Origin of the sequence: Natronorubrum sp. A-ect3 (assembly GCF_041821125.1) — an archaeon.
Lineage (GTDB): Archaea > Halobacteriota > Halobacteria > Halobacteriales > Natrialbaceae > Natronorubrum > Natronorubrum bangense.
The window spans coordinates 364,088-390,766 of record NZ_JBGUBB010000003.1; the positions used below are offsets into that span (position 1 = coordinate 364,088).

The 26,679-nt window shown below is 51.7% G+C and carries 21 protein-coding genes and 2 pseudogenes; 10 read left to right on the forward strand and 13 right to left on the reverse strand.

Going from position 1 to position 26,679, the window contains the following annotated elements; all coding sequences use genetic code 11:
* Nucleotides 1–10 precede the first annotated feature (10 nt).
* Nucleotides 11–418, reverse strand: a complete 408-nt coding sequence (gene tnpA / locus ACERJA_RS13730) for an IS200/IS605 family transposase (RefSeq protein ID WP_373608828.1) — start codon at nucleotides 416–418, stop codon at nucleotides 11–13.
* Between the two features lie 44 nt (nucleotides 419–462).
* Here tnpA and ACERJA_RS13735 point away from each other — a divergent pair, with 44 nt between their 5' ends.
* On the forward strand, nucleotides 463–1,767 hold the full coding sequence (locus tag ACERJA_RS13735) for an RNA-guided endonuclease InsQ/TnpB family protein (protein ID WP_373608829.1): 1,305 nt from the start codon (nucleotides 463–465) through the stop codon (nucleotides 1,765–1,767).
* 5 nt (nucleotides 1,768–1,772) lie between these two features.
* Here ACERJA_RS13735 and ACERJA_RS13740 read toward each other — a convergent pair whose 3' ends face one another.
* Nucleotides 1,773–2,093 carry a helix-turn-helix domain-containing protein gene (locus ACERJA_RS13740; protein ID WP_373608873.1) on the reverse strand — a complete coding sequence of 107 codons (321 nt, stop codon included), beginning with the start codon at nucleotides 2,091–2,093 and terminating at the stop codon, nucleotides 1,773–1,775.
* Nucleotides 2,094–2,350: 257 nt separating this feature from the next.
* Here ACERJA_RS13740 and ACERJA_RS13745 point away from each other — a divergent pair, with 257 nt between their 5' ends.
* Entirely contained in the window at nucleotides 2,351–4,051 is a 1,701-nt protein-coding gene (locus ACERJA_RS13745; RefSeq protein ID WP_373608830.1) for an ATP-binding protein, read from the forward strand.
* Between the two features lie 139 nt (nucleotides 4,052–4,190).
* On the opposite strand, the gene ACERJA_RS13750 is transcribed toward ACERJA_RS13745, so the two are convergent.
* The 4 genes and pseudogenes from ACERJA_RS13750 to ACERJA_RS13765 all read right to left on the reverse strand — a co-directional run bounded on the left by ACERJA_RS13750 (nucleotide 4,191) and on the right by ACERJA_RS13765 (nucleotide 6,818).
* Entirely contained in the window at nucleotides 4,191–4,463 is a 273-nt protein-coding gene (locus ACERJA_RS13750) for a hypothetical protein (protein WP_373608831.1), read from the reverse strand.
* Nucleotides 4,464–4,569: 106 nt separating this feature from the next.
* Nucleotides 4,570–4,728, reverse strand: a pseudogene (locus ACERJA_RS13755) (transposase); the annotation flags it as partial.
* Nucleotides 4,729–5,090: 362 nt separating this feature from the next.
* Nucleotides 5,091–5,436: pseudogene (locus ACERJA_RS13760) on the reverse strand (ISH3 family transposase); the annotation flags it as partial.
* 155 nt (nucleotides 5,437–5,591) lie between these two features.
* Nucleotides 5,592–6,818: a Zn-dependent hydrolase gene (locus tag ACERJA_RS13765; protein ID WP_373608832.1), complete on the reverse strand. Its 1,227-nt coding sequence runs from the start codon at nucleotides 6,816–6,818 to the stop codon at nucleotides 5,592–5,594.
* A gap of 830 nt (nucleotides 6,819–7,648) precedes the next feature.
* Between ACERJA_RS13765 and ACERJA_RS13770 the strand changes: the two genes are divergently transcribed.
* From ACERJA_RS13770 to ACERJA_RS13795, 6 genes are all read left to right on the forward strand, one after another.
* Nucleotides 7,649–8,773: a class II histone deacetylase gene (locus tag ACERJA_RS13770; RefSeq protein ID WP_373608833.1), complete on the forward strand. Its 1,125-nt coding sequence runs from the start codon at nucleotides 7,649–7,651 to the stop codon at nucleotides 8,771–8,773.
* Between the two features lie 717 nt (nucleotides 8,774–9,490).
* Complete coding sequence (gene dctP / locus ACERJA_RS13775) at nucleotides 9,491–10,618, forward strand: TRAP transporter substrate-binding protein DctP (RefSeq protein ID WP_373608834.1); 1,128 nt, start codon at nucleotides 9,491–9,493, stop codon at nucleotides 10,616–10,618.
* Between the two features lie 20 nt (nucleotides 10,619–10,638).
* Nucleotides 10,639–11,226, forward strand: coding sequence for a TRAP transporter small permease (locus tag ACERJA_RS13780; RefSeq protein ID WP_373608835.1), 588 nt, complete (start codon nucleotides 10,639–10,641; stop codon nucleotides 11,224–11,226).
* Entirely contained in the window at nucleotides 11,223–12,518 is a 1,296-nt protein-coding gene (locus ACERJA_RS13785) for a TRAP transporter large permease (protein ID WP_373608836.1), read from the forward strand. Before ACERJA_RS13780 ends, ACERJA_RS13785 begins: the two co-directional genes overlap by 4 nt.
* A gap of 647 nt (nucleotides 12,519–13,165) precedes the next feature.
* Entirely contained in the window at nucleotides 13,166–13,411 is a 246-nt protein-coding gene (locus ACERJA_RS13790; protein ID WP_373608837.1) for a hypothetical protein, read from the forward strand.
* Nucleotides 13,408–13,785 carry a hypothetical protein gene (locus ACERJA_RS13795; RefSeq protein WP_373608838.1) on the forward strand — a complete coding sequence of 126 codons (378 nt, stop codon included), beginning with the start codon at nucleotides 13,408–13,410 and terminating at the stop codon, nucleotides 13,783–13,785. Before ACERJA_RS13790 ends, ACERJA_RS13795 begins: the two co-directional genes overlap by 4 nt.
* Before the next feature lie 179 nt (nucleotides 13,786–13,964).
* Here the strand turns inward: ACERJA_RS13795 and ACERJA_RS13800 are convergent, their stop codons facing one another.
* Nucleotides 13,965–14,180, reverse strand: a complete 216-nt coding sequence (locus ACERJA_RS13800; protein ID WP_373608839.1) for a hypothetical protein — start codon at nucleotides 14,178–14,180, stop codon at nucleotides 13,965–13,967.
* Nucleotides 14,181–14,364: 184 nt separating this feature from the next.
* On the opposite strand from ACERJA_RS13800, the gene ACERJA_RS13805 reads away from it, so the two are divergent.
* Nucleotides 14,365–15,354, forward strand: coding sequence for a homing endonuclease associated repeat-containing protein (locus ACERJA_RS13805; protein WP_373608840.1), 990 nt, complete (start codon nucleotides 14,365–14,367; stop codon nucleotides 15,352–15,354).
* 156 nt (nucleotides 15,355–15,510) lie between these two features.
* Here the strand turns inward: ACERJA_RS13805 and ACERJA_RS13810 are convergent, their stop codons facing one another.
* Both ACERJA_RS13810 and ACERJA_RS13815 read right to left on the reverse strand, forming a co-directional pair.
* Nucleotides 15,511–16,443, reverse strand: coding sequence for a hypothetical protein (locus tag ACERJA_RS13810; RefSeq protein ID WP_373608841.1), 933 nt, complete (start codon nucleotides 16,441–16,443; stop codon nucleotides 15,511–15,513).
* 958 nt (nucleotides 16,444–17,401) lie between these two features.
* Nucleotides 17,402–18,442: a hypothetical protein gene (locus ACERJA_RS13815; RefSeq protein WP_373608842.1), complete on the reverse strand. Its 1,041-nt coding sequence runs from the start codon at nucleotides 18,440–18,442 to the stop codon at nucleotides 17,402–17,404.
* A 141-nt stretch (nucleotides 18,443–18,583) separates the two neighbouring features.
* On the opposite strand from ACERJA_RS13815, the gene ACERJA_RS13820 reads away from it, so the two are divergent.
* On the forward strand, nucleotides 18,584–18,730 hold the full coding sequence (locus tag ACERJA_RS13820) for a hypothetical protein (protein ID WP_373608843.1): 147 nt from the start codon (nucleotides 18,584–18,586) through the stop codon (nucleotides 18,728–18,730).
* A gap of 43 nt (nucleotides 18,731–18,773) precedes the next feature.
* On the opposite strand, the gene ACERJA_RS13825 is transcribed toward ACERJA_RS13820, so the two are convergent.
* The 4 genes from ACERJA_RS13825 to ACERJA_RS13840 are packed head-to-tail and all read right to left on the reverse strand — an operon-like array spanning nucleotide 18,774 to nucleotide 26,417.
* Nucleotides 18,774–20,648 (reverse strand): ATP-binding protein, encoded by a 1,875-nt coding sequence (locus ACERJA_RS13825; RefSeq protein ID WP_373608844.1) that lies wholly within the window; start codon nucleotides 20,646–20,648, stop codon nucleotides 18,774–18,776.
* Nucleotides 20,641–21,921: a DNA double-strand break repair nuclease NurA gene (locus ACERJA_RS13830; protein WP_373608845.1), complete on the reverse strand. Its 1,281-nt coding sequence runs from the start codon at nucleotides 21,919–21,921 to the stop codon at nucleotides 20,641–20,643. The genes ACERJA_RS13825 and ACERJA_RS13830 overlap by 8 nt, the downstream gene beginning before the upstream one ends.
* A complete protein-coding gene (locus ACERJA_RS13835) occupies nucleotides 21,922–25,230 on the reverse strand; it encodes an AAA family ATPase (RefSeq protein WP_373608846.1) in 3,309 nt (1,102 codons plus the stop codon).
* Nucleotides 25,227–26,417: a metallophosphoesterase gene (locus ACERJA_RS13840; protein ID WP_373608847.1), complete on the reverse strand. Its 1,191-nt coding sequence runs from the start codon at nucleotides 26,415–26,417 to the stop codon at nucleotides 25,227–25,229. Before ACERJA_RS13840 ends, ACERJA_RS13835 begins: the two co-directional genes overlap by 4 nt.
* Nucleotides 26,418–26,679 lie beyond the last annotated feature (262 nt).

The following is a 26,679-nucleotide window of genomic DNA, read 5'->3' on the forward strand; positions in this document are numbered from 1 at the left end:
GTGAAGCGCGTCACTCTGGCGCGTGTTCCGTCTCTTCGATATACCGTTCAACCACTTCCTCAGACACCGCTCCCGTCGTTCCCACGTAGTACCCGACCTTCCAGAATCCGCCACCCCAAAAATACGACTCCCGAATTTCGGGATACCGCTCCAGCAAGTGCTTACCTGAGTACGACTTGAATTGCCGAGCAATGTCTGCCGGACTGTGCTTTGGGTCTGTTTGCACGAACAAGTGTACGTGGTCGTCCGCAATCTCCAACGCCAGAATCTCGTGCCCAAAGTGATCAGCAGTCTCACCAAACAACTCCCGCACATCGTCCTCCACTACACCAAGAACCGGGTGGCGGTACTTGGGACACCACACGAAGTGATACTTGCAGGAACTAACCGAATGTGCGTGACTGCGGTACTCGTTCATCCCGAATCCTCACTTTTATGATCAATCGGAACAACCGTCAAAGTATGGGTGAGGAAGCCACGAAGACGATTCAGACGCGCCTTCACATAGCGTCTGGTGAGCGGTCGTGGCTTCACGACGCCCGACTCGCCTCACGCGAAATATTCAACCAAACCATCCGCCTCAAACAGCAAGGGTACAATCGCACCGAGATACAACGAGAGGTTGACCGCGACGACTTCTTGCGGAACAACAAGTGCGCGGTCGTCGGCAAAGCCCTCCAAACGTGGGACTCCTACCAATCGCTCAAAGAGTGGTGGGAGAATCAAGACGACCCTGACGGAGGGAAGCCGACGCCGCCGAGTACGGACAAACCAGGTGCGTACCCGCTCGTGATGGCACACACGGAAGGCTACCGCCTCACCGTGGACGACGACACCGATCGTGTCCAGTTCCGCATCAGCCCGAAGCCCTACAAGAAGGTGAAAGGACACCTACGCGGCGAGCCGGACGCGATGGACGAACTTCGAGACGCTATCACAGCGGATGAGGTGGATGTGGGGCAGGCCGAACTCCTGTACCGCGATGGCGTGTACTACCTACACGTTACGGTCACACGCGAGTTCGACGTGCCCGAACTCCACACCGCCGAGACTGTGGTCGGCGTAGACATCAACGAGCGTAACGTCGCTCTCACCGCCCTTGACCGCGACACGATGCGGACAAAGGGCACACTCGTCCTCGACTACGGACGAGTCAAACAGGAACGCCAACGCTACCACACTATCACCACACGCTGTCAGGAACACGGCAAGACGAGCATCCACCGGAAACTCGATGACAAAGAAGAACAATTCACAGAGTGGGTACTGCATCGGCTTTCCCGTGCTGTCGTGGAGTTTGCGGAGCAGTTCTCGAACCCGGTCATCGTGTTTGAGGATATGAGCGGTATCCGCGACGAAATCAAGTACGGGACGTATATGAACCGCCGGTTGCACAAACTACCGTTCCACAAGTTCGAAAAGTTCGTCTCGTACAAGGCGACGTGGCGAGAGATTCCCACGGACACGGTGGACGCCTATTACAACTCGAAGACGTGTTCGTGCTGTGGTGAGCGTGGAAGTCGGCAGGGACGGCGGTTCCGGTGTACGAACGACGAGTGTGACGTGGTGCAAGACCACGCTGACCGGAATGCGTCGGTGAACATCGCGTGGCGCGAGAAGGTGAAATTCGACGGTAATACGACGAATTACCGGACTCACAAAACCCAACCACAGGTTCGGTTGGTGCGTCTGTCCGGGTCGGGGCGCGTAAGCCGCCCAACCTCATCCCGCTCGCTTGCCGAGCAGGGAGTGCTAGCGCAGGGCTGAGGGAATTACAAAAGCCTCGGGCCACCGCGCCCGAGGCTGTTTACACCGTGGCGTTCGATGTACGTATCGATATCCTCATCCTTTTCTCGGCGTGCAATCGCCTCAATCAATGCTGGCGTGATCTGCCGCTGGACATCATCCTGTACCAGTTGGAGATCGATCTCATGGGCAGTATATCGTGCGGGCCGTCCCTCGTTCGACTGTTCAATGAATCCTGCAGACTCGAGGTCGTTAATATAGTCGTAGGCAGTCCGTTGTGGGATCTCAAGGGAATCGACAACGTCGTCGGTCGTAGTTTCCGCGTTGTGACGGATATAGGTATATATCCACGCTTTCCGGGCGTTCCTAAGGAGTTCAAATGCCTCACCTCCAGTATCGAGAGGCGTATTCCAATCTGCTTCTTTTGTGACATCTTAGTAGCGAATTGCACGCAGATCGCAATAAGCCCTTTCAGGAAAGACTGACAGAACGAAGCAAGATTGCATTGTCCGAATCGAGTCACCAATTCCAGCAGCAACCGCGACTAGACGAAAGCGCCTGAGTTGCTCTGTTCGGTTTGTGTGGTGCCACAGGGGTGGACACCATGACAGAACATCCGACGTTAGCAGAGTTCGCCACGAACGAAACGACTGACTCGAGGCCGGCCAATCAACCATCGACTGACGAGACCGTGACAATGACCGCTGACGAGCGAGTCGCAACGTATCTTATCGAAGATCAGATGGCGGATCTCACAGACGCGATCCGTGAAGCCGTCCAAAACGGCATCGACAGTCCGGGTTCATCCCGTGTGCTGGTCAGCATCTCCCCTGAGCGATCGATCATCCTTGACGATGGTGCTGGTGTCGATCTCGAGTCGACCGAAGGGCGACGTAACCTCTCAGTGCTGGGTGCGGGAAGCAAGCAACGGTCGGACGACGAGACGATCGGTGAGTGGGGCATCGGCAAGGGTGCGATCATCGCGAAGGGTGCAGTTCGCATCTGGAGTCACGACACTGCACTGTGTTTTGACTATCGCAATCGACGCGACTCAGGATCGTGGGCAGACGTCAGCGGTCGTGATGGCCAGCTTGTGGACGCTGAGCATCATCTCGAGGGGATGCTGGTCGAGATTGATCACTACGAAGACGAGGTTCCCGATCCAGACAGCTACCGCTGGCGGCGCTACGTTCGCGACCTTCGCAAGCGCTTCGCGTACGTGCAGTCCCGAACGGGCGTCTCGGTCGTGATCAATGGTGAGCCGGTCGATAGGGGCGACCCACTCGAAGCAGTGGCAGACTCACCACACCCGTCGCTTACTCGCGAAACTGAAGATGCGATTCTCGCACTCGAGTACACACCCCACGACGGGCTCGACATATATAGCAACGGACTGTATGTGACGACAAAGCGCGAGTACGGCATTGGTGGCGTAATCGTCTCGAAAGGGAATTTAACGTTGAATTTTGCGCGCAATGACATCCAGTCCGGCTGTGAGCGCTGGCAGCGGATCAACAACGCACTCGAGCAGGCACGTGACGATCTATATACGGACGTCTCGGACGACCGGCTGACTGCCGAGAGTCGGGAAGTAATGGCCGAAGCGATGGCATCCGAATCAGAATCGGATGATCAGTGGGCCGATCGCAAGCTGTTCCAGTTAGCAACGGAGTCCCGTATCAGTCTCGAGGAGATCCAGGCAGCACCGAAAATCGGGTGGGTCGACGGTCCCCAGAAAGGTGCGGACAAACTCGTCGAGCGTGGCTACGTTGTCCTCGATACAACTGATTCAGCGACGCAGCGGCTCCGTGATCTCGCCACCGATGAGAACATATCGATAGCGGTGCCGGAAACGTTCAACGTTGGCGAGCGAGCCGAATCAGAAGGTGTGTGGACGGGCTATCATCGGATTGAGGACGAATCACAGTTGAACGCTGACCAGCAGCGGTATCTTCGCTTCGCTCGAGTGCTGGCAGCGGAGCTTGGAATTGACCGAGATGTGTACTACGGCGAGGCGAGTGCCGATGCTTGGACCGATGGCAGGACGTACATCGTAATCACCGACTCGGCTGTGACAAGTCGTCAGCGTGCCGTCTGGATGCACGATCTGTATCTCGTGATGTTGCATGAGGCAGCCCACGAGACCTCGAGTCGGGATCGGCCCTCGCATGGGCATCACTTCGAGAGCACGTTTCGGTCGCTTGTTGAGGATCCAGGAAATCGGCGTTCGTTCGCGGAGCTTGTCCAGCAGGTCGTCGATGAGGGGTTCGAGTCCGTATTTGAAGCGTACGGGGTGGGATTCTAGCAGAACGTAGTCATCGCTTTTGGCCACGTTCGGTAATCGGGAGGTGAGATGTCGGACTGGATCGAGGAGAGTGCAGTGGCTCGAGATAGGCATAGTGCGTTGATCTGTCGATATACAGGGACAGCTCTTTGAAGAGTCGTTAACACTGCCCTTCTGGGGAGGTGACCCGAAGTTCGTCTTCAACTTCGTAGAAGTAGCCTCGCTCGAGGAGCCGTGTAAGCGCGTACTCGACGTCCCGTTGCTCGAGTGCTAACTCTGAATCAGAGAGCAGCACGTCGGCGGCATCGTCGTGCTCGATCACTCGAACAGCAGCTTTTCCATTGTCTAGCCGGTCTGCATGAGAGCACAGGAGGTCGTAGCACTTGAGAATCCACTCTGGAAGTGGTGGTCGTGGATCTGTGATGCCAGCCATTGCAGTTCTGTCTGGTCATTTCGGCAGTTATCCGCTTAACAGTATCCGTGATTCCGGTCTCAGTCCAGCATTTTTGATCTGCCAAAAATCTGGTTCGGCAACTACTGGTATTGGCGAACTCTTGCTCAAAAGCGATCCGAGAGAGGACTTTCTCGAAGTCCTCTCTCGTGTACTTTCCACACGACTTGATGTCAAAGTCGAGTTCTGGGTAGACAAGGGTTGATGCGGCACGACAGACTTGTTTTGCTTCGGTTGTCTTGACCATAGACAACCTCACCAGCAGTGTCGTGAATTAGGTTCGGCGTCTACTGTGAAACCTGCGGCCTCGAGAAAACCGACGGTGTGTATTCGCTCTCGAAGACAGGGAAAAATGCGCTCGAAGTGCCGTGGGACGAACTCGAGTGATTGTACATGTCGAACGACAGTCGACAGTTGAAACCCCACCATGTCGTGCGGTTTTTGGCCAGGTGTCGAGTGTCGAGCGCCCGCGGTAGCGATCACGTATAATATAATGACACGCGCCTACATTGGATTGGGATTGATAGAAGTTGTATGAGTTTTTATAGACAGCACCGGGAAGACTGTACTACGAATAGAAAGATCGACATCACGTACGCGTGGTTGTGCGCCGTCTCGAAGACGGCGACACTGCCAGCGTGAATCGCTTTGTTCTTCACACGCGTGTAGAGCGTGACATAGGCGTGGAAGGCAGTGGTTCCACGCTTTCTTCTGAATGATATAGGCCGTCTGTCTCGTCTTTGTCACCGTAGTAGAGTCGTAGGTGGAGGTCAGCCACGATCTCCACCTGCTCGAAAAGAATGTCGAGGACATCTTTCTGAAGCTGCGTGTTGCCGATTCGTTTGACCGACTCTACGTCGAACCTCTCTCAGAGGTGGTACAGAACCGGATTCTGGTGAGGTGAGTCTTCGCTCTTCTCGCAGAGTGTCGAGACTGAAGTCCCGTTGGCGGCAGACCGCCGCCGACAGCGACGACTTTCTGTTGATTCCGCTATGATTTTCTCGTTAGGATCGTTAGTGCAACCGCTCCGACTAAAACTTAGGCTTCAGAAGCAGTTAGCTGAGGATGCTTTATGAGGTACTGAGTTACCGTAAAATCCAACCGACGATGCTACTCAGCCAATCGCTCAACTGTCTCTGCGTATGCGAATGCGGCATCAACAATATCCGACCATTCGGTATATTCGGCTTCATTGTGTGTTTTGCCGTCGACACTAGGCGCAAATAGCATACCTGAATTAGTAATCTCTGAGAGATAATTGGCGTCGTGCCCCGCACCGCCGACTATGCTCTGATAAGAAATATCTGCTGCTTCTGCTCCCTCAATTGCAGTTGTTCGCACTTTTTCTGCGTATTCAGTGTGAGGAATCCGCCAAATTTCCTCAATTTCATATGTTGTCCCTTCACGACTGCACGCTGCTTCTACTTCTGTTTCGACCCGTTCTACGAGGTCTGCAACAACCTTGTCGTCGTAGCTTCGAACATCAACAGTAAACGTGACCTCAGATGGAATCACATTGATCGAATTGGGTTCCACTTCAAATTCTCCCACAGTCGTGACAACATCATCGGAAACACGGTTCGAGAGTCGCCGAACCGCCTGTACGACGTCTGTTGCTGCGACTAACGCATCACGTCGGGAATGCATTGGCGATGGGCCGGCGTGGTCTGCATCACCAGTAATTGTAACCTCGAGCCAAGACATTCCGTAAATTCCCTCAACAATACCAACTGCCCGATCACGTTCTTCAAGGACAGGCCCCTGTTCGATATGGAGTTCAAAATACGCGTGGATCGGCTCACGCGGTTTGCAAGGCGAATCCCCACGGTATCCGATTTCTTCGAGTGCCTCTTCGACAGTCGTTCCTTCAGAATCCGTCTGAGAGAGTGTCTCGTCAACATCAAACTCATCGGCGAACGTACCGCTACCCATTAGCGCAGGCTTGAACCGAGAACCCTCTTCGTTTGTCCAATTCACGATCTCGATCGGCCGCCGGTGGTCGATTCCCTCGTCTGCGAATGAACGGAGCGTTTCTAATGCAGTTAAAACACCAAGTTGGCCGTCGAATCTACCACCATAGGGCTGAGAATCAAGATGGGAACCGATCAGTACTGGCGCTGCATCCGGATCGGCCCCTTCTTGGCGTCCAAAAATATTTCCAACTTCGTCAATGCGGACTTCCAAGCCAAGCTCTTCAAGATCTTGAACAAATTGGTCCCGAACTTTTTTGTCGGTTTTCGATAAGCTAAGTCTGTGAAGCCCATTTTTGTCAGTACGGCCGATCTCTGAGTATGTTTCAAAAGTATTCTTGAGTCTATCTTTGTCAATTGAGACCATGCTTCCATATCTTCGATCATATAACTAAATCTTACGGTGTTTTTAACCTTATTTTGGCTACATAAATTTAGGTTGTTTTTGTTATTAGAACCTCTATTACGATTCTGCACCAAACCGAGGTCGCTGCGGACTGTTTCTCAAGCGGTCGCCTAGTCTATGAACTTTCGGATCTGGTGAATCGATAGACTGCGTCGAGTTGCAATATCTCGCTATCTTCTTGAGATCGACCAATTGGTTCGTCACCGACGGATTCTTCAAGATTACAGTCACGACCGTTTCAGCGTGACGCCTCGAGCAACATGATCTCTAAGGATAAGTCGCCACGTCTAGCGATTACTAGATCCGACTAAGAACATAATCTGCTGTCACATGCTGTAACTGTAGGTCAATTAGTCTGGACTCGTTTTGAAAACTCGTTGAAGATATTGATCAAATAGTTGATGTTCGAGGCAAAGGTCTGTTTATTGGTGTCGGATTTAGAGAAGAGGGTGATTCGGCAGTCAATCTTGTTGAAGAGGTCCAAATTAGATGTTTCCAAAAAGGCATGCTGGTTTGGTACGCTGGTTGAGAAGAATGTATTCAGATTAATGGCTCCACTGGTGATTACATATAAACAGACAGGGGTGGTACGGATGTAATTTGTGGACCGATCCAGAATTATATAAATTGAGCGAATCTCGAACAAGATATTCTTTAAATTGGAACGGTAAAATTCAAAATTGTTAGAGCGATAGTATGGTGTCTCATATTTGAGGACTCGACACCATAGACGCATATTATCTACCAACGAAAAGTTTTAATGACTGATACTGTGATGTTTAGGCGTAACAATGCAGTCAAAATTGACAGTTCACTGGGACGAAAAGATGCTTGATCATCGAGCCCCGCAAGGAGCTTTCAAACTGCCATCTACACCTATCGTAAAAATAAACGAAGAGCATCCTGACCAACCGTCGAGGGTTCAAAACATTCTTGCAATGATTCAGCACTCTTTCGATGATAGAACTACTATCGCCTCTCCCGATCCGGCTGAAAAATCGGATCTTGAGTTAGTGCATGAGTCAGAGTATATTGAATGGGTGAAAGAATTCTCGAGGAACGGTGGTGGCCGTATTGGTACCACAACTACTGGTATGAACGAGCACACGTTTGATTCTGCGTCTATGGCCGCAGGAGCAGCTATCTCTGCTGGGGCTAATGTTATTAGTTCTGATAGCAACTATCAATATGCGTTATGCCGGCCAAGCGGCCATCATGCACAATCAGATTGTGCAGACGGATTTTGTTTCTTTAACAATGTTGCGTTAGCAGCTGAAAAAGCAATTTTGGACGGCGCGGAGAAGGTTGTAATTATCGACTGGGATGTTCACCACGGTAATGGGACACAGGAGATCTTCTATGACCGTGATGATGTCCTATTCATCAGTATACATCATGATCACGGGTCTTGGGATTCAGAGAACCACCCACAGGAGGGGTCTCTCGAAGAGAACGGTGAAGATGAGGGAGAAGGTTACAATATAAATATTCCACTCTCACCCGGAATTGGAGACTCTGCCTACATTAAAATCTTCCAGGAAATCGTCCGTCCGATTATCAAAGAGTATCTTCCTGATGCCATTATTATTAGTGCTGGACAAGACGCCAGCATTATGGATCCGAATGCACGGAATCTAGTTACACGAGACGGGTTTAGGGAACTAGGAAAAATAACCGATGAAATCGCAGATGAATTTGCGAGTGGTAATTTAGCACTCGTTCAAGAAGGAGGTTATCAACCTTCTCACTTATCTTTTGCAACCCTTGGTGTGTTTGAGGGGTTGTTCGATGTTGAAATTGACCTAGAACATTACGGTACTGAAGACCCATTCGATTGGGTAGAACCAAGCTCAGCAGTAATCGATGAGGAACTTCCAGAAATAAAAGACGCACATAGCGCCTTCTGGCCGGTTTGAATTATTTAACATTCTCCCAGTAGATCATAGGTATATCTCATTCTGGGTGTTTGAGTTTCTGATGTTACTTTAATGACCAAAATCGCAGGTTCCCCGATTGAGAGTAGATCCCGCGGAAACGGGGGATCATAGGTTCATCGTCGTGCTGAACGATGACCTGCGGTTCGGACCATGCCGCCATGTACTCACCTCGGACAGCGGTTTCGAGATCCTGCCAAAACATTCGTTTTCCGATGTTCAACGCAATGTTCTTGTTTGCGTTGCCACCCAGACCATACTCAGTCGGGATCATATGCGCACGTCGTTTCACAGCCAGAGAACACGACGGCGAGGAGTCGCAACGCTGTCGCGTCAGCGGCAGACCGACGCCGACAGCTAAACTTTCCGTCGATTCGGTTACGATGTGCTCGTTAGAATCGTCAATGCAACCGCTTCGACACAGAACTCAGGCTTCAGAAACAGTTAGCCGAGGATGCTTTGTGAGGTACTGAGGCTGATCCGCTGTTTCGTTGATTACGAGAATACATCATGAGACCGCTTCTTGTGGTCGTTTTTGGAAATATGTGTTACACACCCCAACGTGTAAACCTTAGAACTTTACATAGAACGTATTTAGTAACAATACGGTTTACATTCCTTTTGAAGCCGCACTACATAGTGAAATATTTGTACTTCAGGGAAAGTTATATGAGTTTCCTCTGAGAAGACAAGTTTGTCATGTCTGGTAACAGTAAGCAAAGTCGCCGTGAGATGCTAAGGACTGCGGGTGGGATAACTGCAGTTGGTAGTACAATAGCAATTGCTGGGTGTACCTCACTTCTCCAAAGCGATGATGAGGGGAGTATTAGTGACGATGAATTAGATGAACTGCCAGAGGAAGAGATACTCTATCATCATATGTCCCCTGCAGACATTTGGGAAGACAATCACCGAGCAGCAACCACGTTCAAACGATTCATGGAAGATGCAACCAACCAACGTTTTACTGTTGATATTGCTCCCAACAATGAGCTGGCGGGAGCCGTAGAATCAGTCGAACAATGTATGGAGGGTGCGATCGAGATTGCGGCCGGTCCAACTGAAGGACACCTTGCTCCTTTCTTCCCAGATATTGATGTCCTTGGAGTTCCATACGCCTTCCCCAGTGTTGACGTTGGCAATTATGTAATGGAGAATGAATTTGGTGAACAATTGAAATCTATGTTGGCAGATGAGACCGGACTTTTAGCCCTTGGTCACCACGATAATGGTGGCTTCCGAGACTTTACAGCTAATGAGCCTTTACAATCCCCTGACGATTTTGAGGGACTAACAATTAGGAATCAAGATAGTGCAGCACATATGGAGATAACCCGTCAATTGGGTGCAAATCCCGAGGTAGTTGACTGGGCAGAGCTGTACGAAGCACTCGATACGGGTGTAGTTGATGGACAAGAAAACGCTCTACCAACCATGATGGCGGCATCTCTTGAAGAAGTTCAGGACTACTACATCAGGGACGGACACGTGTTTTCTATGAACTTTTTGCTTGCGAATGAAGATTGGTATAGTGGTCTACATCCAACTTACCAACGGCTAGTAAGTGAAGGCTTGGCAAGAGCGTCATTTGACTCACAGCGAGTGAATAGGACACACAGGGAATACGGCTTCGAATATATTCAGAATGAGCACGGTGTAGAGGTCTATACTCCGACAGAAGAAGAAATAGATGAATTCCGTGAAGCAACTCAGGAGCCCGTTATCGACCTTCTGGAGGACGAAATGGACAATCCTGGTTTAATTGATGAGTTGTTTGATGCTATTGAGACAGCTGAAGAAGAACTAGGAACCAGCCAGTACGTCTAAATACATTCGCCTTTTCCATCATGTCGATTAAATCAAAAGCGCAGTTGAGGGAGTACGAAAATCTGTTCAATAAATGGTTTGAAATTCTAGATTCAATATCTGAACTTATATGGAAAATCAGTCTCCTGCTGACAGCAGGAATGGTGGTTTTAATCACTTTGCAGGTGTTTACGCGCTATCTCATTGGCTGGACGCCTGTTTGGGGAAGCACCTTATCTACATATATTGCTATATGGGTGGCGTTGCTACTCATTGGACCCTTAGTTTGGCGAGATCAGCATCTTCAGGTTGAATTCATATTTAAACGGCTATCAGACAGTAGTAAAAGACGCATCCGGTCCATACAGCTACTGCTAATAGTTTTCATTGGTGTTGAATTGATAACATACGGTTTGGAATATGCTCTTAATCTCGGAACAGCGTCTGTTTCATCAACAATTGGAGTCCAGATGATTTGGTTTTACCTTTCAATTCCAGTTTCTGGCCTGTCCATAGTCGTGTTTTCACTATCAAAGCTGATACAAATAAACCTAAATCCAAATCAACTAGAAAGTGATCATCAGATGAGATATGGGAACGTAGAAATGGAAAACGAGGGACAACGATGACTGATGGGTTCATAGTTATAGGATTATTTGCTTTGCTGCTTATTCTTATATTCCTTAGACTGGAAATTGCTTTTGCAATAGGATTGATCTCAATTGTATGGTTAGCAATTTCAGGTCAATCTGGTACTATTGGTGTGACTAGGATATTCAGCGGTCTGGACCGCTTTGTCCTACTAGCTATACCGTTTTTCTTATTGGCGGGAGAGTTAATGAACAAGAGCGGTGTTACGAGTCGTCTAGTTGACGCTGCAAATTTCACTGTTGGACGTTTTCGAGGAGGGCTCGCACAGTCCAATGTTGGTGCTAGCCTGTTATTCTCTGGATTATCAGGCGCTGCAGTTGCTGATGTTGCTGCTCTGGGACGAATTTTTATCCCTTCAATGGCTGATAACGGTTATGACAGGGATTTCAGTGCTGCTGTGACAGCAGCCTCTTCGCTTGTTGGGCCTATTATTCCACCTAGTATCATCATTGTCGTCTATGGGGCAGTAACAGGCGTATCAATTGGTGCCTTGTTCACAGCCGCTCTCATACCAGGGGTACTCCTTGGGCTTGGATTAATGACTACTGTCGCTATCATAGCAAAAACCAGCGACCTTCCCAAGCATGAACCCGATGTGGATACTAGTGAACTTCCGAGCCTTCTCTTCCACACTATCGTTGCGCTATCCGTGCCGGCCGTCATTCTCATCGGAATTACACAAGGTTATATGACGCCGACAGAGGCAGCAGCCATCGCATCAGCTTATGCGTTCATACTTGGTACTGTTGTATATCGGTCGTTAAATCTCAGTAAAATAAAATCTGCCTTCTATGTAACTGTCGAGAGAACCACGCAGTTATACGCAATAATTGGATTTTCAGGGTTGATGATTTGGATTCTTGGTCGTGAAGGCGTGACTCGAGACTTAGCAGCATATGTTGCAGATCTCGGACTCGGTCCAATCTTGTTCCTGCTGCTCATCGCTGTCATTCTGCTATTTGTTGGAACATGGTTAGAGATTGGTGCTGCTACTATTCTCCTTGGACCAATTCTCGCAGATTTAGCTGCAGATGTAGGAATCCCAGATTTACAATTTGGTATCATATTCATACTAACGTTAAATTTTGGCCTTATAACGCCACCAGTTGGAATCTGTCTCTTTGCCGCATCGAGTGTTGGTGAGGTCCCTGTGTGGGATATCTCTAAGAAGATCTTACCATTCTTTGTTACTAACGCGGCGGTCCTATTGCTTATTATGTTTATCCCAGAGATGACGCTTGCATTACCAGAACGGTGGGGATATATTTAAATCGGCGTTTCCATATTCTAATAGAATCTGATTTGATAGTTCTCTGGTGAATCGCATACTGAGTCGTAGTGTCTTACTATCTTTGCGACCGACCAACCGGTTTGTCGCCCCTGAATTTCTCGAACGGGACTGGACAATCAATTCTCATAGCCACGGGGCAAAACGTCTGTCTGGCACCGGCAGACCGAAGAAGGCGTCGAGCGCCAGATTTAGTGACTCAAAAGAGAAGATGTAATTGACGAAGATGAATCGTTTAATTTTCGGATCGACTATACGTCTCACAACTACTCGCGGCACTCTTCGACCGACAGCCGACCGCCGATTAGTGTCCACAAGCAGAGCCACCTTGGTACCAGCTACGCTTGGAAGGAACTCCAAACGAGCATCAAAATCAACAGACGAGCGTTCGTAATCGTGTCGTCAACTATCTACCGACGAACAACCAGTTCCAGTACGTCCAGTACCCAATCGAGCGATCACAGGACCTCGTGAACATCGACACGATTATGACCGACGCTGAGTCTGTGACCGTCGATATTGCTCGGTAAATCACCCATCGCGGCTGTGACTTCATCTTTCGGAAAGACGCTACGGACTCGGTCAAAGTCACCATCGAGGAAGAGGTCGAGGGCAAAGCTGACTAGACGATGATCAGCAAAGGTCGCTTCGACGAGATCGGCACAACGCTGGTCGCCATGAAAAAGAACTTCAAGAGGATTCAGGGCTCGTCCGATGATAATGAAGATGGGGAAGACGAGGAGACCGAAGAGACAACGCTCTCGGACTTCACTGGTGACGAGGAAGAAGTCCAGACCGGCGAGCAGCAGCTGACGATCGGCAGGCTATCGACGAGTCACAGGAAGACGATAAGGAGATTGATTACTTCTGCATGATTACAAACAGGGAAATCCCAGGCATCGGGATCGACTCGAACGGGAACCCTGTTGGTCATTATCCCGAAGGAACCGCGTGGGGGAACGGTCGACACTATCGGGATCGCTGGGGCGTCGAGACCGCCTTCCGAGATCAAAAAGAGCGGTTCCAGATCAAGAAGCGGTCTCGAGACCTCGGCTTCCGCCGCTATCTCTGGGTGATGTCCACGCTGATCTACAACAGCTGGGTGATGCTCAACACCGCCGTTGCCGACCAGAGCCCCGATCGGGACGATGACAAGATTGTGGTCAGGCAGAACTCCTACCTATCTCGACCGCCGCGACCGTGGCAATCTCGACTCAACAGAGTACAGCGGCGTCGAGTGCATCAATGATGAGAATGGGTCGAGTATTCTCAAGGGGCTGACCGACGACGAGTTAGAAATCTAGGAGATAGGGTATCAGAGGGGGGTTCGGGCCGGGTTAGAGTTCGATTCGTAACCGAATAGCGACTGTTCGTTTCCGAAAACGTCGCACTCGAGCGAGTTCAGTGAGAAGTAGGCCGTAGTACTCGCTATTCGTCAGACTCAGCAAGCCACTGCAACGTATCGACGAGGACCTGATTCGCTGTCTCGACAGTCGTCCGCTGTGAGAGCGTGTTCGGGCCGCCGATCGGCCCCTCGAGTACACGCCAGACACCGCCGTCTTGGGCGGCGACGAGTCGGCGTTTGCGGTCGTGGTCGTCGATCGCAATCATATCGTCGTCAAAATCAAATTTGATATTGACCACGAGTTAGTATTCTTTCACATTAGACTTGAAGGTATCGGCAACGAACGGCTATTCGCTGTTTAGCGTGGCGACTCGAGCGGGTTCGGGAGTAGTTGCACTAATTCCCACCGACCTCTCGGATAAAGCACCAGGATAATGTTCATAAATGTTATTTTTAATGTCACACAGGTCTACTATCCTGAATATGCCAGCACCAGTCTCTGAAGACGAACTGCTCCAGGACATACGGCGCGTTCACCACAAATTAGGAAAAACGCCCTCTGAGAATGACTACGACGAACACGGAGACTATTCATCATCCGCTGTTAGGAGAGAATTCGGGAAGTATACTGCCGGGAGAGAAAAGGCGGGGCTTCCTGAAATTGACATGCGGGGTGGTCAGAACAAAATTCTGCGATCGGAGTTGGTTGATGCGTTGCACGAACTGGCCGACAACGTTGGTGGAACGCCGACCAGAGACCAAATGGAAGAGTACGGCAAATACTCAGAGGGGGCATACCGGAACGAATTTGACAGTTGGAACGCCGCATTGCGCGAATTAGGGTATGAGCCTAACAGGCCCACAGATCCAGAAACCGTCGAAGCATCCTGTCAGTATTGTGAATCAGAAGAGGAGCGGCTCGCCAGTAGTATTCAAAACCAAGACCGAGTGTTCTGCTCACCGGATTGTTTGAATGACTGGCGAAGCGAACATTTCTGTGGAGAGGACCATCCGCTTTACCATCGGGTAGAAGTTGAATGCGATGTGTGCGGGAAGATAAAGATTCGGCGACCCTCCATCGTCACCGATCGTGAGCACCACTTCTGCGACTCTGAGTGCTACAGTGAATGGTGCTCGTTCGAACGAACCGGTGAAAACCATCCTCGATGGAAAGGTGGCGGGGATGTATACTACGGACCGAACTGGCAGCGCCAACGTCGAAAGAGACTGCAAATCGACGGATTTCAGTGCCAACGCTGCAGCCTGACACGGGAAGAATCCCTCAACGACCTCAACCGAGGTCTCAGTGTACATCACAGGACGCCGGTGAGAAGTTTCTACGAGGAGAGTGAAAGACCAAATTGGGAATCCATGAATTCGGTCGACAATCTGGTTACGCTCTGTCTCGGTTGTCACCGGACGGTCGAATCATGGGGAATCCAACCACAAACCGTCAGCCAATCTCAGGGTTAAGAAGTGTTTGAGACTAAAGAGTTCGTTGCGAGCTGTGCGAGTTTCTCCCGTTCAGCCAGAGGCCCCAACCATTTCTCGGGCACGCATCACAACCGAACCGCTGTAGGTGGGTCTCAGAGCCAGTCGTTCTGCTCTGATTCGTCCTCTCGTAGTCGTTCAACTGGATGTTCCGTGTTGAGTCGGGCTGAAAATAGTCCTGAATACGTTCCTGAACTCCGTGCCAAATTGCGAATTGTAGTCCAACGCAGACTCAACGAACCAAGATCTGAATTCTGTGTAATCCTCTGCCTCGTACACTACACTAGCAGGTATCGTCGAGAGATCACCATGGCGGGCAAAGTATACACCGAAAGTCTCGATTTGAGGAAGTGGCTGGAAATCGGGCTCATCACGTATTCCCAGCTGATCGTATGTTCCACTTTCGAGGAATACGTTGTGTATGTCCGCTAAGACAAGGTAGCCAACGAGTTGCCGCCAATAGTCGGCCTTGAACGTTGCTCTCCCTGTCACCTTTACGTCGACGAGCATGCCATCAAGAATTACATCAGCATCGGCTCCACTGACGAGAGAAGAGCCAAGTCCGAAGGCGGAATTCAGGTGAGCATTCTGACCATCGAGAGACTCTGTGGTCTCGAGAATTTCGAGAAGGCGAATGCAGTCAACGATATCTCCATCGTCGTATTTCCCAAGATCAGTTGGAGGTGCTCCGCCCCTATAGATCCCGTCGATACGAGCGAGATCGATAGCGGATTCGACCAACGGTCGTGTCACAGTCCCTGTGTCGACGTACTCGTCACGATTCCCTTTCGCGTCGTCTATGGTCTCTTCAATATCCGGTTTCAGCTCTGGACAGATTTCATCGGCTAGTTTTAGCGACGTCTCAGCAACCCACGGACGGGCTTGGAATTCATTGACCTTTCGGCGCATCCACCACCGAAGGAGGTAATCAAACGCCGTGCCGACGAGCATGTAATTCTTCGTCTGCCAGCTGGCCTTCACTGGCTCACTCGCTCGAGTTCCTTTATTTGGAAACTCTGCAGTTAGGCGATCCCGGACGTCCTCTTGCTTAATAAAGTCTGTGAGGCTCATATTGTATGACTGGTGTGCTGTCTCCCTTCTGGATCATGCACTACTCGAGGGCAACAGTCAGTTCTCGTGCTAGTCGTTTGCTGTCCATCGTGGCAAGTCCCACTTCGTCTTCGAAGTACGCCTCGAGAGTGCTTCTACTTTCGGCACGACAATCGCCATTGTCTGAGATGATTCCCAGCTTGCAAGACGATGCTATTGATCCGGAGCATAGAGACGGGATGGTCAAGTTTTGCGTTTACTAGATCCATCACTTGGACCCACGTATCCATCAACTTACAACGTTGGCGACCACAAACAATGCTTCAACCCCACAAGGGTTCGTCTGTAACGAGGCTGACTTATGAGTGACGACCAAGTCCTAAGCGAAGAACCACTGCTCGAGGGTCAGCTCGTTTTGATTGGCCGGCGACTCTTGCCAGCAGTCTCGACAGGCGACGCTCCGAGCAAATTTGGATTGAAAACCGACAGCAATGATGAATGACGAAGACGGCGATGATGTACACGAACTCCGTGAACAAATTCAGGCATTAGATTTGTGGCTACGCGGATGATCCTCCTAGAAGCGGCCCCGATCTATTCATTGATTCGTCGTATCCATCATATTATGAGCGATGATGGCAGCGGTGACAAGGGCTCGAGTGACTCGGGCGATAGTGGATCACCGATCTTTGGCGGTCAACGAGTCTCGAAAGGCAAGCGTCGGGCTCGCGATTCCGGTTCGAACAGTTCTGAGTAGACACGTCTGTTGGCTCGTTTCTAGTTCATTTCTCTCCAGTCTTTTTTAACGAAAAGAGCGCCTGCCACAATAGGTTGATCATGAACTTCCAGAGAAGGTAGCGACAGTCGTGTTTATTACAGGATTACTGACCGAGGTCAGGCCGATCTAATGGCTGAGTTGAATAAACAAGAACTCGAAAACTCCACAATCGTTCTTTCAAATTATTATGGGATAAAGTGACTATCCATTTATATCATAGAAAGTCATATTCTCTTTTGCAAGTGATTGATCAACTGATTCGATATCAGTCCTAAACTCCACTTCATCATATATCGTCGTAACTTGACACCCAGGGCTAACATCCAGCCTCATGCCATCCTCTGTCGATTTGACAGAAGCATCGGTTAGTCTAATCTCATTCCCGACCTCTAATCTATTTATCACATCCGATTTATTATCCCAAAAGACAACCTCAATGAAGCCTGATTCATCGCCAATAAGAATATTAGATGTCATTACATCGTTTCTAATATCTGTTGAAATTGATTGTTCTTCACCAATAGAAATGATCTCTCCAGCAACCGGAACGGCTGTGTAATCAGTTTCTAGGTATTCAATTAAAATTCGCTTCGAAAGTTCAGTATCAATATTTGTTTCCTCATCTATTTTAAAGTAATTCACTCTCATATTCCCTACCTGCTCACTAATATGAGTTTTACCACAAACTCTAACTGTTGTTCCGATATCCACGTCTTCTAAGAACTTCTCCCCGGTCCAATCATGCAACATCAAATCAATAGAACCGCTTTCATCCTCTATCTCAGCACTGACCCAATTATCCCACTCATCGGATGGAGAACTCGATGATTTGTACTCAACAACCTCTCCGCAGACCACCAAGAGGTCGTTCCTTTTACGAGCAGACTTAATTGGTGTTGCTTGATCATTGGCTATCATCATTTCCATTGACTTATAATTCTCAGCCACTATCGGTCTATTGGATAAAACATCTTCTTCATCATATTTTCCTTCTGAATCCTTCTTTAGCATATCTGAAACTGATTTGTCTTTCACTTCATTAATAAAGGCATCAAATGGGATATCAAAACCAGATTTGTTATATAACTGAATTTCATTGGCAGCCATTCTTGCAGTATCTTCGTTATACCCCATCCCAGCAGCCAAACCCAGTTTTTCACCTACAATATCTTCAAATAAATCTTCTCCAATATCTAAACTGTACTCATTGTAAACTTTAGAAATATCTGAAATTTCATCCATAATATAGTCTGTGCAGGGATAACGTATTAATATACTGGCCAAAGCTACAGAGATGATGTCCAATGCTCCTGTGTAGTTACTGCAGTCGTCGAGGCTGGCAAGGTCGCTTCTGAGGGCGTTGACCGTCAGTCCGTGACAGAGATGGTTCACAAACTGCAAGACTACCATCTCGATCCACTCGCCGAACTCGGCGTTATCAAACGCGATCGCGACACGGTGACTGCAGGTCCGTCATTCGATGCCGTGCTGCCGATGCTAGTGTCCGGCGAGCAGTTCAAATCCACCTAATACACCTCTTCCTCGAGTTATCGAGCAAAAAGGAGACAAAGAGTCAGTTCCCGTGCTGAGTCAAACAGTATGGGAGACCGACAACCTCGACAGCTTCGACGTCGGGCGCCTTTACAACCGCCTGCCCCTTGCCGAAGTTCGGGAGGTCCTTCTTGAACTCGTTTGGAATAGAGGGAACGTCGTCAACGACCTCTGCCTTGAGTCCGAGGAAGATATTGGTGTTAATTTGCTTGATGACGTCGTCATCAATGTCATCTGGGTTCTGCGTGATGAGACAGAGCCCAAGCTTGTACTTCCGGCCCTGCTTGACCGCAACTCGTGCACGACGGAGGATGTACTTCTCGCGGAGGCTGTCGGCACTCGCAAAGTAGTTATGCGCCTCGTCGACAGCGACGAGCATCGGCGTGTTTCGGACCGCTCCGTCGACCTGATAGTCGTCTATCTTGTTCTCAATAATGTACGAGAGGAGCGACAGAACGGTCAGGCTGTCTTTCCCGCTGTTGAGGTGGCTCGTTGGGATGATGGTGACCTGCCCCTCTCGGAACACCTCGTCAGAGATCTCGGGCAAGAAGTCGGTCCCTTGATCAAACACTGCGCGGAACGTGTCGCGGTCGACACGGCGGTTGATCGCGCTCCACGTCCCACCGCCGATATCGTTCTCGGCGCGAAGTCGGCTTTCTTCATTATCGTTTTCGTCAAGGAACGCGAGGAAATCCACGTACGTCGGCCGGGCAATGTCGCGTGAAGGATACCCTCCCTGCTCAAAGCAGGAAAAGTACGCGCTAAGACAGTCCTCGATCGCTCCTCGAGTGACCTCGGTCGGCTTGTACGGCATCAGCATCTCCGGCCGCCCGCGCACGACCTCAAAGGGGATCGTCAATTCGCGACTCTCCATTGTCGATGGCGCGTTCGTCCCCCGAACTTGCGGGACGAACACTTCGAGATCATCAACACCACCGTGTTTGATTCCATGCTTTCGGAGTTTGCGTTGGATCGCTTCGTCGTTCACGACGGCCTCATTGTCCTCGCGCATCTCCCAATACTCGTTCTCTGGGTCGAAAATGACCAGGTTGAGTCGGCGCTGTTGCTCTTCTCCGGTGTCGTGGTGACGAATTGGATATCGCTTCTCAGAAACGAATTGGCGAAGTACGTTCTTCGTGAAGTGCGTCTTCCCTTTCCCCGTCGAGCCGGCGACGAGAGCGTGACGGAAAACGGCGGGTTCGCCGTCCTCTACTTCCCCCGTTCCGGGGTCGATACCCGGGTTGTGAAGGTAGTAGGGGAAGTCGTCGTCGCCAACGGTCATTGCCTCACCACCGACAGAGAGCCATCCAGCGAAAATACCGTCACCCGGGATATTGAGCCCCGTCCGCAGGCAGTCCTCGTCACGAGCGAGGCGAGCTGGGGAGTTCGGCTTCGGGATTCGGTTGACGATTCCGCTTTCGATATCGTCTGTTCCCACGTTCTTCAGGATCGCAAGCGGCTCCAACTCTGCAACTTGGACGTACTCGGATTCGTCAAGATCGACGTACGCGCTTATTTGATTGTGTGCGTCGGACTTGTCGTCGAGATCTGTATACGGTTCGTAGCGGAGCGCGTCTGTTGCCGCGAACAACTCCGTTCCGGCGTCGGGATACGGTATCTGCACGTAGTCGCCGAGCCGGATATCATCGCGAGCTGCAGTCCTGATGAAGGCATTGATCTGGTAGTCACGTCGGCTGACGTGGATCTCTTCGCTCGCGACGACATGACCAAGCTCGTCGTCAGCAGGAGCGGATGCGCCATTGGGGACGGATCGCTCTGGCACCTGTGTATCGTTGGCCTTGTCGTTAGTTGATACCTCGTTTTGGTCAGGGTTCTGGTCATTCTTTTCGTCTGTAACTGGATCGCTGTCGAGGATGTTGTCGATATTGTCACTCATAGGTTCGGGAATCTTCGAGGTGGCTCCAGCGACCGTCGCGATTGTAGTCGAACGCAGGTTCAACCGTCTGAAGCGCGTCGCGGATCGTTTCGCGGTTGTCGGGACTGATGCGGGCGATACGGTCGGCGCGCGCGACGGCGCCCGGAACGTCACCTTGACGCGCGATTTCTTTGAGTGCCTTCAGTAGTACCTGTTCACGGCGCTCATTGTCAGTGAGAAATAGCGCGGGCGCCTCGATACGGAAGACGTTGCCCGTCTTCGGTGTCCGCACATACGCGAATGCGCGTCGATAGTCTGCCGGCCGGCCGTGTTCAAGTTCGTTCTCGACCGCCTCGAGTAGGGAGAACGAGTCACCACGTAGCTCTACGCGCTGTTGGACGAACCACGAGGTGTATGTGAGGTGGTCCAGACTCGAGTCGCGAAGTACCTCGCCGACGAACTGGTGGTCGCGGAGCCATGGGATGTCTCGAAGTGTTCCGCGTGGACCGCGCAGATTGTTCTGAGCGATTTTCTCGCGAAGCGACTCCGTCAGTTCACCCATCGAGGACGTCTTGACAACGCCGAGCACGGGGATGTCTTGCTCGTAGCAGGCGTCGACGACTGCGACGTAGTTCTGGATCACTTCCTTGGGCAGGTCCCAGTTTCCAACAGGTGCGCCTTGCCCCGAACGCTCGAGGAGCGTCCAGTAGATGACGCTAAGCGGGTACACGGAACCGTCGAGGAACAACGGACCGTCCACATCTTCCAGACAACGACGCGCGTGACGACCCTCTGCGAGCCGCTGTACCGTCGACGTGAGAATCGAGGTAACGTTTGTCCGCTGGCGCATCTCCGGAATACGAATGATTTCTCCCTCGACATCACCGCGTTCAACACGTTCCTGCTGGAGTTTGACGTCGTCGTCTTCGAGGTAGACCCCCGTCACAAGGGTCCCGCGCTGTTCGGGTATCCGGTCAGCGTCGGCACCGCTCACACCGAGTTTCGCGTGGGCCGTGTCGACGACGAGCCCGTTATTGTACTCGAGAGGACGGGTCGTGCTGGCATCGACACCGTACGTGGGACCGTCCCACGGGTCGTCCGTCCACGTTCCGAGCTCGGCTTTCCGGGTTTTGAAGTACTCCGGGTCGCCGAGTGGGTCGACCGTTCCCCCGTCGTAAGTGAGGAGATCAAACAGGCTGCGAGCGTACGTCGCCTGATCGTCCACTTTTCGTGGAATGCCGGCGTCGACGCGCTCGGCGAGTTGGCGGACAACGTCGAACGCGCGCTCGTCCATCTAGTCGTCACCCGTAGTGCGGCCGCCGCGCCGGAGGTCAACCCGACTGGCGTTCGTCTCCTCGTCGATTGAGACAGCCATCTCGTGTTCTGCCCCCTGAATGAGGCGTTCGTCGTGTGAGACAACGAGCACCTGCGGGACGTCCCACTCGGAAATACTGTCGAGCATGTCTTCGAGACGCCCGACGTGTCCCATGTCGAGGAAGGTTGTTGGCTCGTCGAGGATGAACGGCGGGAGACGCCCGGCGTTCCCCTCGCGCATCTCCGCGATGAGCTTGTAGACCCCGGCGCGGAGCGCGAGATTGACAATTGCCCGCTCACCGCCACTGGCGTTGCTCGGGTGTTCGAGCGTCCCGTCGTCGCGCAAGAGCTGGATCGCGTACGGTGTGCCATCCGGCCCCTCCTCGAGGATGCGGACTTGCTGGTAGCTACTATTTTTGTAGATGTCGTTGAAAATGTCGTTTGTGTACTCGTTTACGTACGCAAGGTACTGTTCTCGGAGATCAGACTTGGTGCTCTGATAGACGCCAATCATCCGATCGAACTCGTCGTGTCGGCCTTGTGCCCACTCACGCTTCTCTTCCGCGAGTTCGAGCCGATCGTGGAACCGCTCGAGACTCCGGAGTTCGTTCTCAAGAACGCGCCGGTCTTCTCTAAGCGACTGAACCTCCTCTTCAAGTTCAGCGACGGTCTCTTCACGCTCGGCGATCCGTTCCTCGACGTCGTCCAGTTTTTCGCGCGACGCCTCGATATCCATCTCACCGCTCTCTGATTCAAACTCCTCGATATCATCCTCGAGATCGTCGATCTGTCCGTTGAGGTTCTCTATAGTGTCCTGTGCGTGGTCAATATCTTGCCTGTGGCTTTCGATATCCGTCTCGAGGTCGTCAATCTCGTCATACGCGTCAACCGCCTTCGAAACCAGTTCCCGCTGCTCTTCTGCTGTCGCTACCGCGTCCTTGGCAATCTCGAGTTCGGATTCGGCCTCGTCGACGGTTTCACGCTGTGTCTCGATCTGCTCTTTGAGTCCCTCGATTTCCGTTTCAGCCTCCGTAATCTCCTCCTCAATGTCGTTTTGCTCGCGCTGCAAATCCTCGAGTTCGGATTCATGATCCTCCAGATCGTCCCGAAGTTCCTCGACGCGGTCAAACGTTTCCAGCACTTTCTCGCCTTCCTCGATTTCTGATTCGAGATCCGTGATTTCTGATTCGAGTTCGTCGATTTCAGTTTGGAACTCGGCGACAGCAGATTCAGCATCCTTGTGCTCTTGTTCGGCCTCCTTGAGATCCTCTTTCGCCTCTTCGAGTTCGACCTCAAGTTCCTCCAGCTCATCTGAGAGGTCATCGACACGTTCGGTTTCGGCGTCGACAGTTCCCTCGCTAAAGGATCGTAGATCGAGGGCCCGCTTTCGGAGGGCCTCCAACTCGTCGCGGTGGTCGATGAGGTCGTCGCGTTCCGCCTTGGCTTCCTCAAGTTGCTCCTCGAGTTCGTCCAGTTCTGTGTCGATGTTCCGAAGTTCGTTTTCGACGTGTTCAGGTTCGACGTCTTGACCACATTTTGGACACGTTGCGACGCCATCGAGGACTGCCATCTCTTCCCGATCGTTCTCGAGCGTGGACTCCCGCATTGCCAGTTCGGTAACCCGGTTGTTGGCTTCCTCGATAGCTACCTGTATCTCGGCTTTCGTATCCGGGATTTGGTCGTCAATCAGGCTCTGGAGTTCGTTGACCGAAACCGACAGGTCAAACTCCTCGAGATCGTTTTGGAGGACGTCGACGTCATCCTCAAGTTCGGTCTGAGCTTCCTCTAGTTCGTTGCGCGAACTTTCGAGGTTGGTTTCCACTTCATCGATCCGTTCTTTGAGGTCGTCGCTCTTGCTTTCGGCCTCGTCAACGTCATCACTGGCCTCGCTAACGCGCTGCTCTGCTGCATCCAATGAAGCCTCCTGCCTAGCCTTCTCCTGCTCAAGATCGTTCTTCTCGGTCGTGAGGTCGTCCACCTGCGACTCTACGACGTCTCTGGTCGCATCGCCGACAGATTTTGGACACAGGTCCGCTGGAAGGAACGTTTCTGTCGCCTCGTCGCGCTCTTTCTTTGCGTCAGCGAGTTCGTCCTCAGCGGCGCTCACTTTGGACTGTACGTCTTCGACTTTCCCTTCGAGATCGTCCAGCGTCTCGCTCACTTCTTTCTTCTCGTCCGCCAGCTCGTCACGCTCGTCGACCAGCCGGTCACGTTCATCCTCGGCTTGCTCCAGAGTACTCTTAGCGTCACTCCTTGCGACCTTTGTTGTCTCGACGACGTCCTGCGCGGCGTTGAGTGTCTTTTTCGCCCTATCCTTTCCAGATATATCGACATCGACCGAGTCTGCCGTAGCGGGAGTGTTAAGTTCATCAATCGCTGCGGCCATTTCGTCGATATCACACTCGAGGGAGGTGATCTTCGACTCGGCCTCCTCGATGGCTCCCTCTGCCTCCTCGATAGCGAGATGCTCGTCGGCGCGATCGTCGAGGAGGCCATCACGTTTCGATTCAGCCTCTTCTAACTTCTCAACCAGTTCGTCGTATTTGTCGATCGTCGACTCAAGGTCGTCTTTCGCGTCCTCCAATTGCTCGAGGAAGTCTTCGACCTCCGTCAGTTTGGACTCCTTGTCGCTGATGTCGTCCTCGACGTCAACAATTTCCGACTCATATCCCCCGACGTCATAGTCGAACTCTTCGTCGATCGTCTGGAGATGGTTCTCTGCTGCTTGCTCATTCTCGGTTATAAGACGATTTGCCGCACGGCGCGCTCCCTTCATTCGGACGCGGTACCGGTCGATCCGGTCGAGGCCGAGGAGGTCATCGATGAGTTCTGCCCGAGCATCGTCATCGAAGAGCCGGTCTACCTCCCCTTGCTGCACGTACACGGAACTCGAGAAACTGTCCTCGTCCATGCCCACAATGTTGATGACCTCTGACCGGACGTCTCGAATACCAGAGACCGGACCCTCAAGCGCGGGAGACTCGAGTGTGGCTGAGTTCTGCCCCTCGGTATCGATATTCCATGTTGCGGTGTATGGCGTCCCCTCGACCTCGAATGTGAGTTCAATCTCTCCCTCACGCTCCCCACGTCGCACGATATCGTCGAGGTTGAAATCGTTCGATCCAACGTTTCGAATCTTCGAGAGGAACAATCCGCCGAAAATCGACATCAGGAGCGTCGTCTTTCCTGACCCGTTATCGCCATGGATCAGTAACGTTCCTTCTGGAAATTCAACTCTTTCCTCGCTGTAACTGCGGATGTTTTGAAGCCGTAGGTTTGTGACCTTCATTCGTGAACCTCCGCCGTCGCGTTCTCCTCTGACTCTGGGATATCGGCATCCCCGAACGCCCGCTGCTGTGCTTCGCGAAGCGGTTCATCCAGTTCGTCAGCGACTCGATTCACGTTCGTATCTTCCGCGTCACCCTCCCGGACACGCCTGTCGATTTCGAGGGCTACCTCCGTCAAATTCTCATCCGCGAGTTTCTCTTCGATGGCGGTATCGAGTCCCTGCAGCGACATCGCCTCGATCGACTCGACATCGAGGTCAACGCGGCCGCGATTATCGTCGACGCTCACGACCTCGGCGCCAGCGTCACGAGCCATCTGCGTCACCTCCATCGCGGTTACCGAGCTCCGATCGCCCGTGAGTTCGATCTTTGCAACGGCCCCGTCAAGGTCATGGCGGTCGATTACGTTGCGAGCGTGCGGAGCGCCATCGTGCTCCCCGAAGTTGATGGTCAGCACAGCGAATGGGCGCGTGTCGATCTCGATCTGTCGACGGGTGATGCCGCCATTATCGACGTCGATGAGCTGGACGACGCCAGTTTCCTCTTGGTCTTTTCCGCCGCGTTCGGTGGCGCTCGCGTACCAGACGTCTGTCCCGTTGACTTTCGTGCTCTCCGGCTGATGAAGGTCGCCGAGTGCTAGACCATCAACGTCGATGTCGACACGGTCGAGCACTTCCGAGGTCGGGTACACTCGGCCCTTACCGGAGACCATCGGGGAAAGGAGTTCGTGCATACAGAGGATCGTCCATGCCGCCTCCTCCGGTGGCTCTTCGAGTCCGAAGTCGACGCTATCCCAGATGCTCGGCCGAACTGCGTCTATCCCGTAGAGTGCAACGTTTCCGACGAGCGTTGGCTGCTTCCCCAGCCGACTAGCGGTGCTCGTCCGCCGCAAGAGATCTAACCACTGCTCGTCATTTTTTCGTTCGTGGTTGCCAACGATCCCATAGAATGGAATGTCGTTTTCCTCAAGCGATTTGATGACGTCAGCAGCACGTACAATCGTCTCGAGCGATGGTACAGGATCATCAAATAGGTCGCCGGTATGGATCACGGCATCGGCGTCGCGTTCGACGGCGACATCGATCGCTCGTTCGAAAGCATCCGCAAAGTCTTCGCGACGAATGTCCGATCCGTACTGTCGATTTCCGAGATGAGTGTCGCTGATATGGAGTAAACGGGTTCGTGACACATTTCAGATGATGTTCTCCAGCATATATAAACACACAGACATAGAGGTGAAAGCGAAGGACGGGACCGATGTGCTTGATCCTTATTTTGATCGAATAAACAATCTTTACTTTCGCTCAGCAGAGATATTTATTACTTTAGCACTATTTTAAAGAATGTAAGACAGAGATGAAGCTCTGACAGCTATCCACTCAGGGGAGACGCTGAACATTCAGGATTAATAGATTAGCAACTGTAGTGAGCAGCAGTTTGTTTGATGTGAG

What these genes read in the sequence shown, in the direction of transcription:
- ACERJA_RS13815 (WP_373608842.1), bottom strand. Translation starts at nt 18,442, where the DNA reads ATGGATGAAATTTCAGATATTTCTAAAGTTTACAATGAGTACAGTTTA.
- ACERJA_RS13835 (WP_373608846.1), bottom strand. Translation starts at nt 25,230, where the DNA reads ATGAAGGTCACAAACCTACGGCTTCAAAACATCCGCAGTTACAGCGAG.
- ACERJA_RS13830 (WP_373608845.1), bottom strand. Translation starts at nt 21,921, where the DNA reads ATGGACGAGCGCGCGTTCGACGTTGTCCGCCAACTCGCCGAGCGCGTC.
- ACERJA_RS13825 (WP_373608844.1), bottom strand. Translation starts at nt 20,648, where the DNA reads ATGAGTGACAATATCGACAACATCCTCGACAGCGATCCAGTTACAGAC.
- ACERJA_RS13745 (WP_373608830.1), top strand. Translation starts at nt 2,351, where the DNA reads ATGACAGAACATCCGACGTTAGCAGAGTTCGCCACGAACGAAACGACT.
- ACERJA_RS13750 (WP_373608831.1), bottom strand. Translation starts at nt 4,463, where the DNA reads ATGGCTGGCATCACAGATCCACGACCACCACTTCCAGAGTGGATTCTC.
- ACERJA_RS13820 (WP_373608843.1), top strand. Translation starts at nt 18,584, where the DNA reads ATGGTTCACAAACTGCAAGACTACCATCTCGATCCACTCGCCGAACTC.
- ACERJA_RS13765 (WP_373608832.1), bottom strand. Translation starts at nt 6,818, where the DNA reads ATGGTCTCAATTGACAAAGATAGACTCAAGAATACTTTTGAAACATAC.
- dctP (WP_373608834.1), top strand. Translation starts at nt 9,491, where the DNA reads ATGTCTGGTAACAGTAAGCAAAGTCGCCGTGAGATGCTAAGGACTGCG.
- ACERJA_RS13735 (WP_373608829.1), top strand. Translation starts at nt 463, where the DNA reads ATGGGTGAGGAAGCCACGAAGACGATTCAGACGCGCCTTCACATAGCG.
- ACERJA_RS13785 (WP_373608836.1), top strand. Translation starts at nt 11,223, where the DNA reads ATGACTGATGGGTTCATAGTTATAGGATTATTTGCTTTGCTGCTTATT.
- ACERJA_RS13805 (WP_373608840.1), top strand. Translation starts at nt 14,365, where the DNA reads ATGCCAGCACCAGTCTCTGAAGACGAACTGCTCCAGGACATACGGCGC.
- ACERJA_RS13810 (WP_373608841.1), bottom strand. Translation starts at nt 16,443, where the DNA reads ATGAGCCTCACAGACTTTATTAAGCAAGAGGACGTCCGGGATCGCCTA.
- ACERJA_RS13790 (WP_373608837.1), top strand. Translation starts at nt 13,166, where the DNA reads ATGATCAGCAAAGGTCGCTTCGACGAGATCGGCACAACGCTGGTCGCC.
- ACERJA_RS13780 (WP_373608835.1), top strand. Translation starts at nt 10,639, where the DNA reads ATGTCGATTAAATCAAAAGCGCAGTTGAGGGAGTACGAAAATCTGTTC.
- tnpA (WP_373608828.1), bottom strand. Translation starts at nt 418, where the DNA reads ATGAACGAGTACCGCAGTCACGCACATTCGGTTAGTTCCTGCAAGTAT.
- ACERJA_RS13795 (WP_373608838.1), top strand. Translation starts at nt 13,408, where the DNA reads ATGATTACAAACAGGGAAATCCCAGGCATCGGGATCGACTCGAACGGG.
- ACERJA_RS13770 (WP_373608833.1), top strand. Translation starts at nt 7,649, where the DNA reads ATGCAGTCAAAATTGACAGTTCACTGGGACGAAAAGATGCTTGATCAT.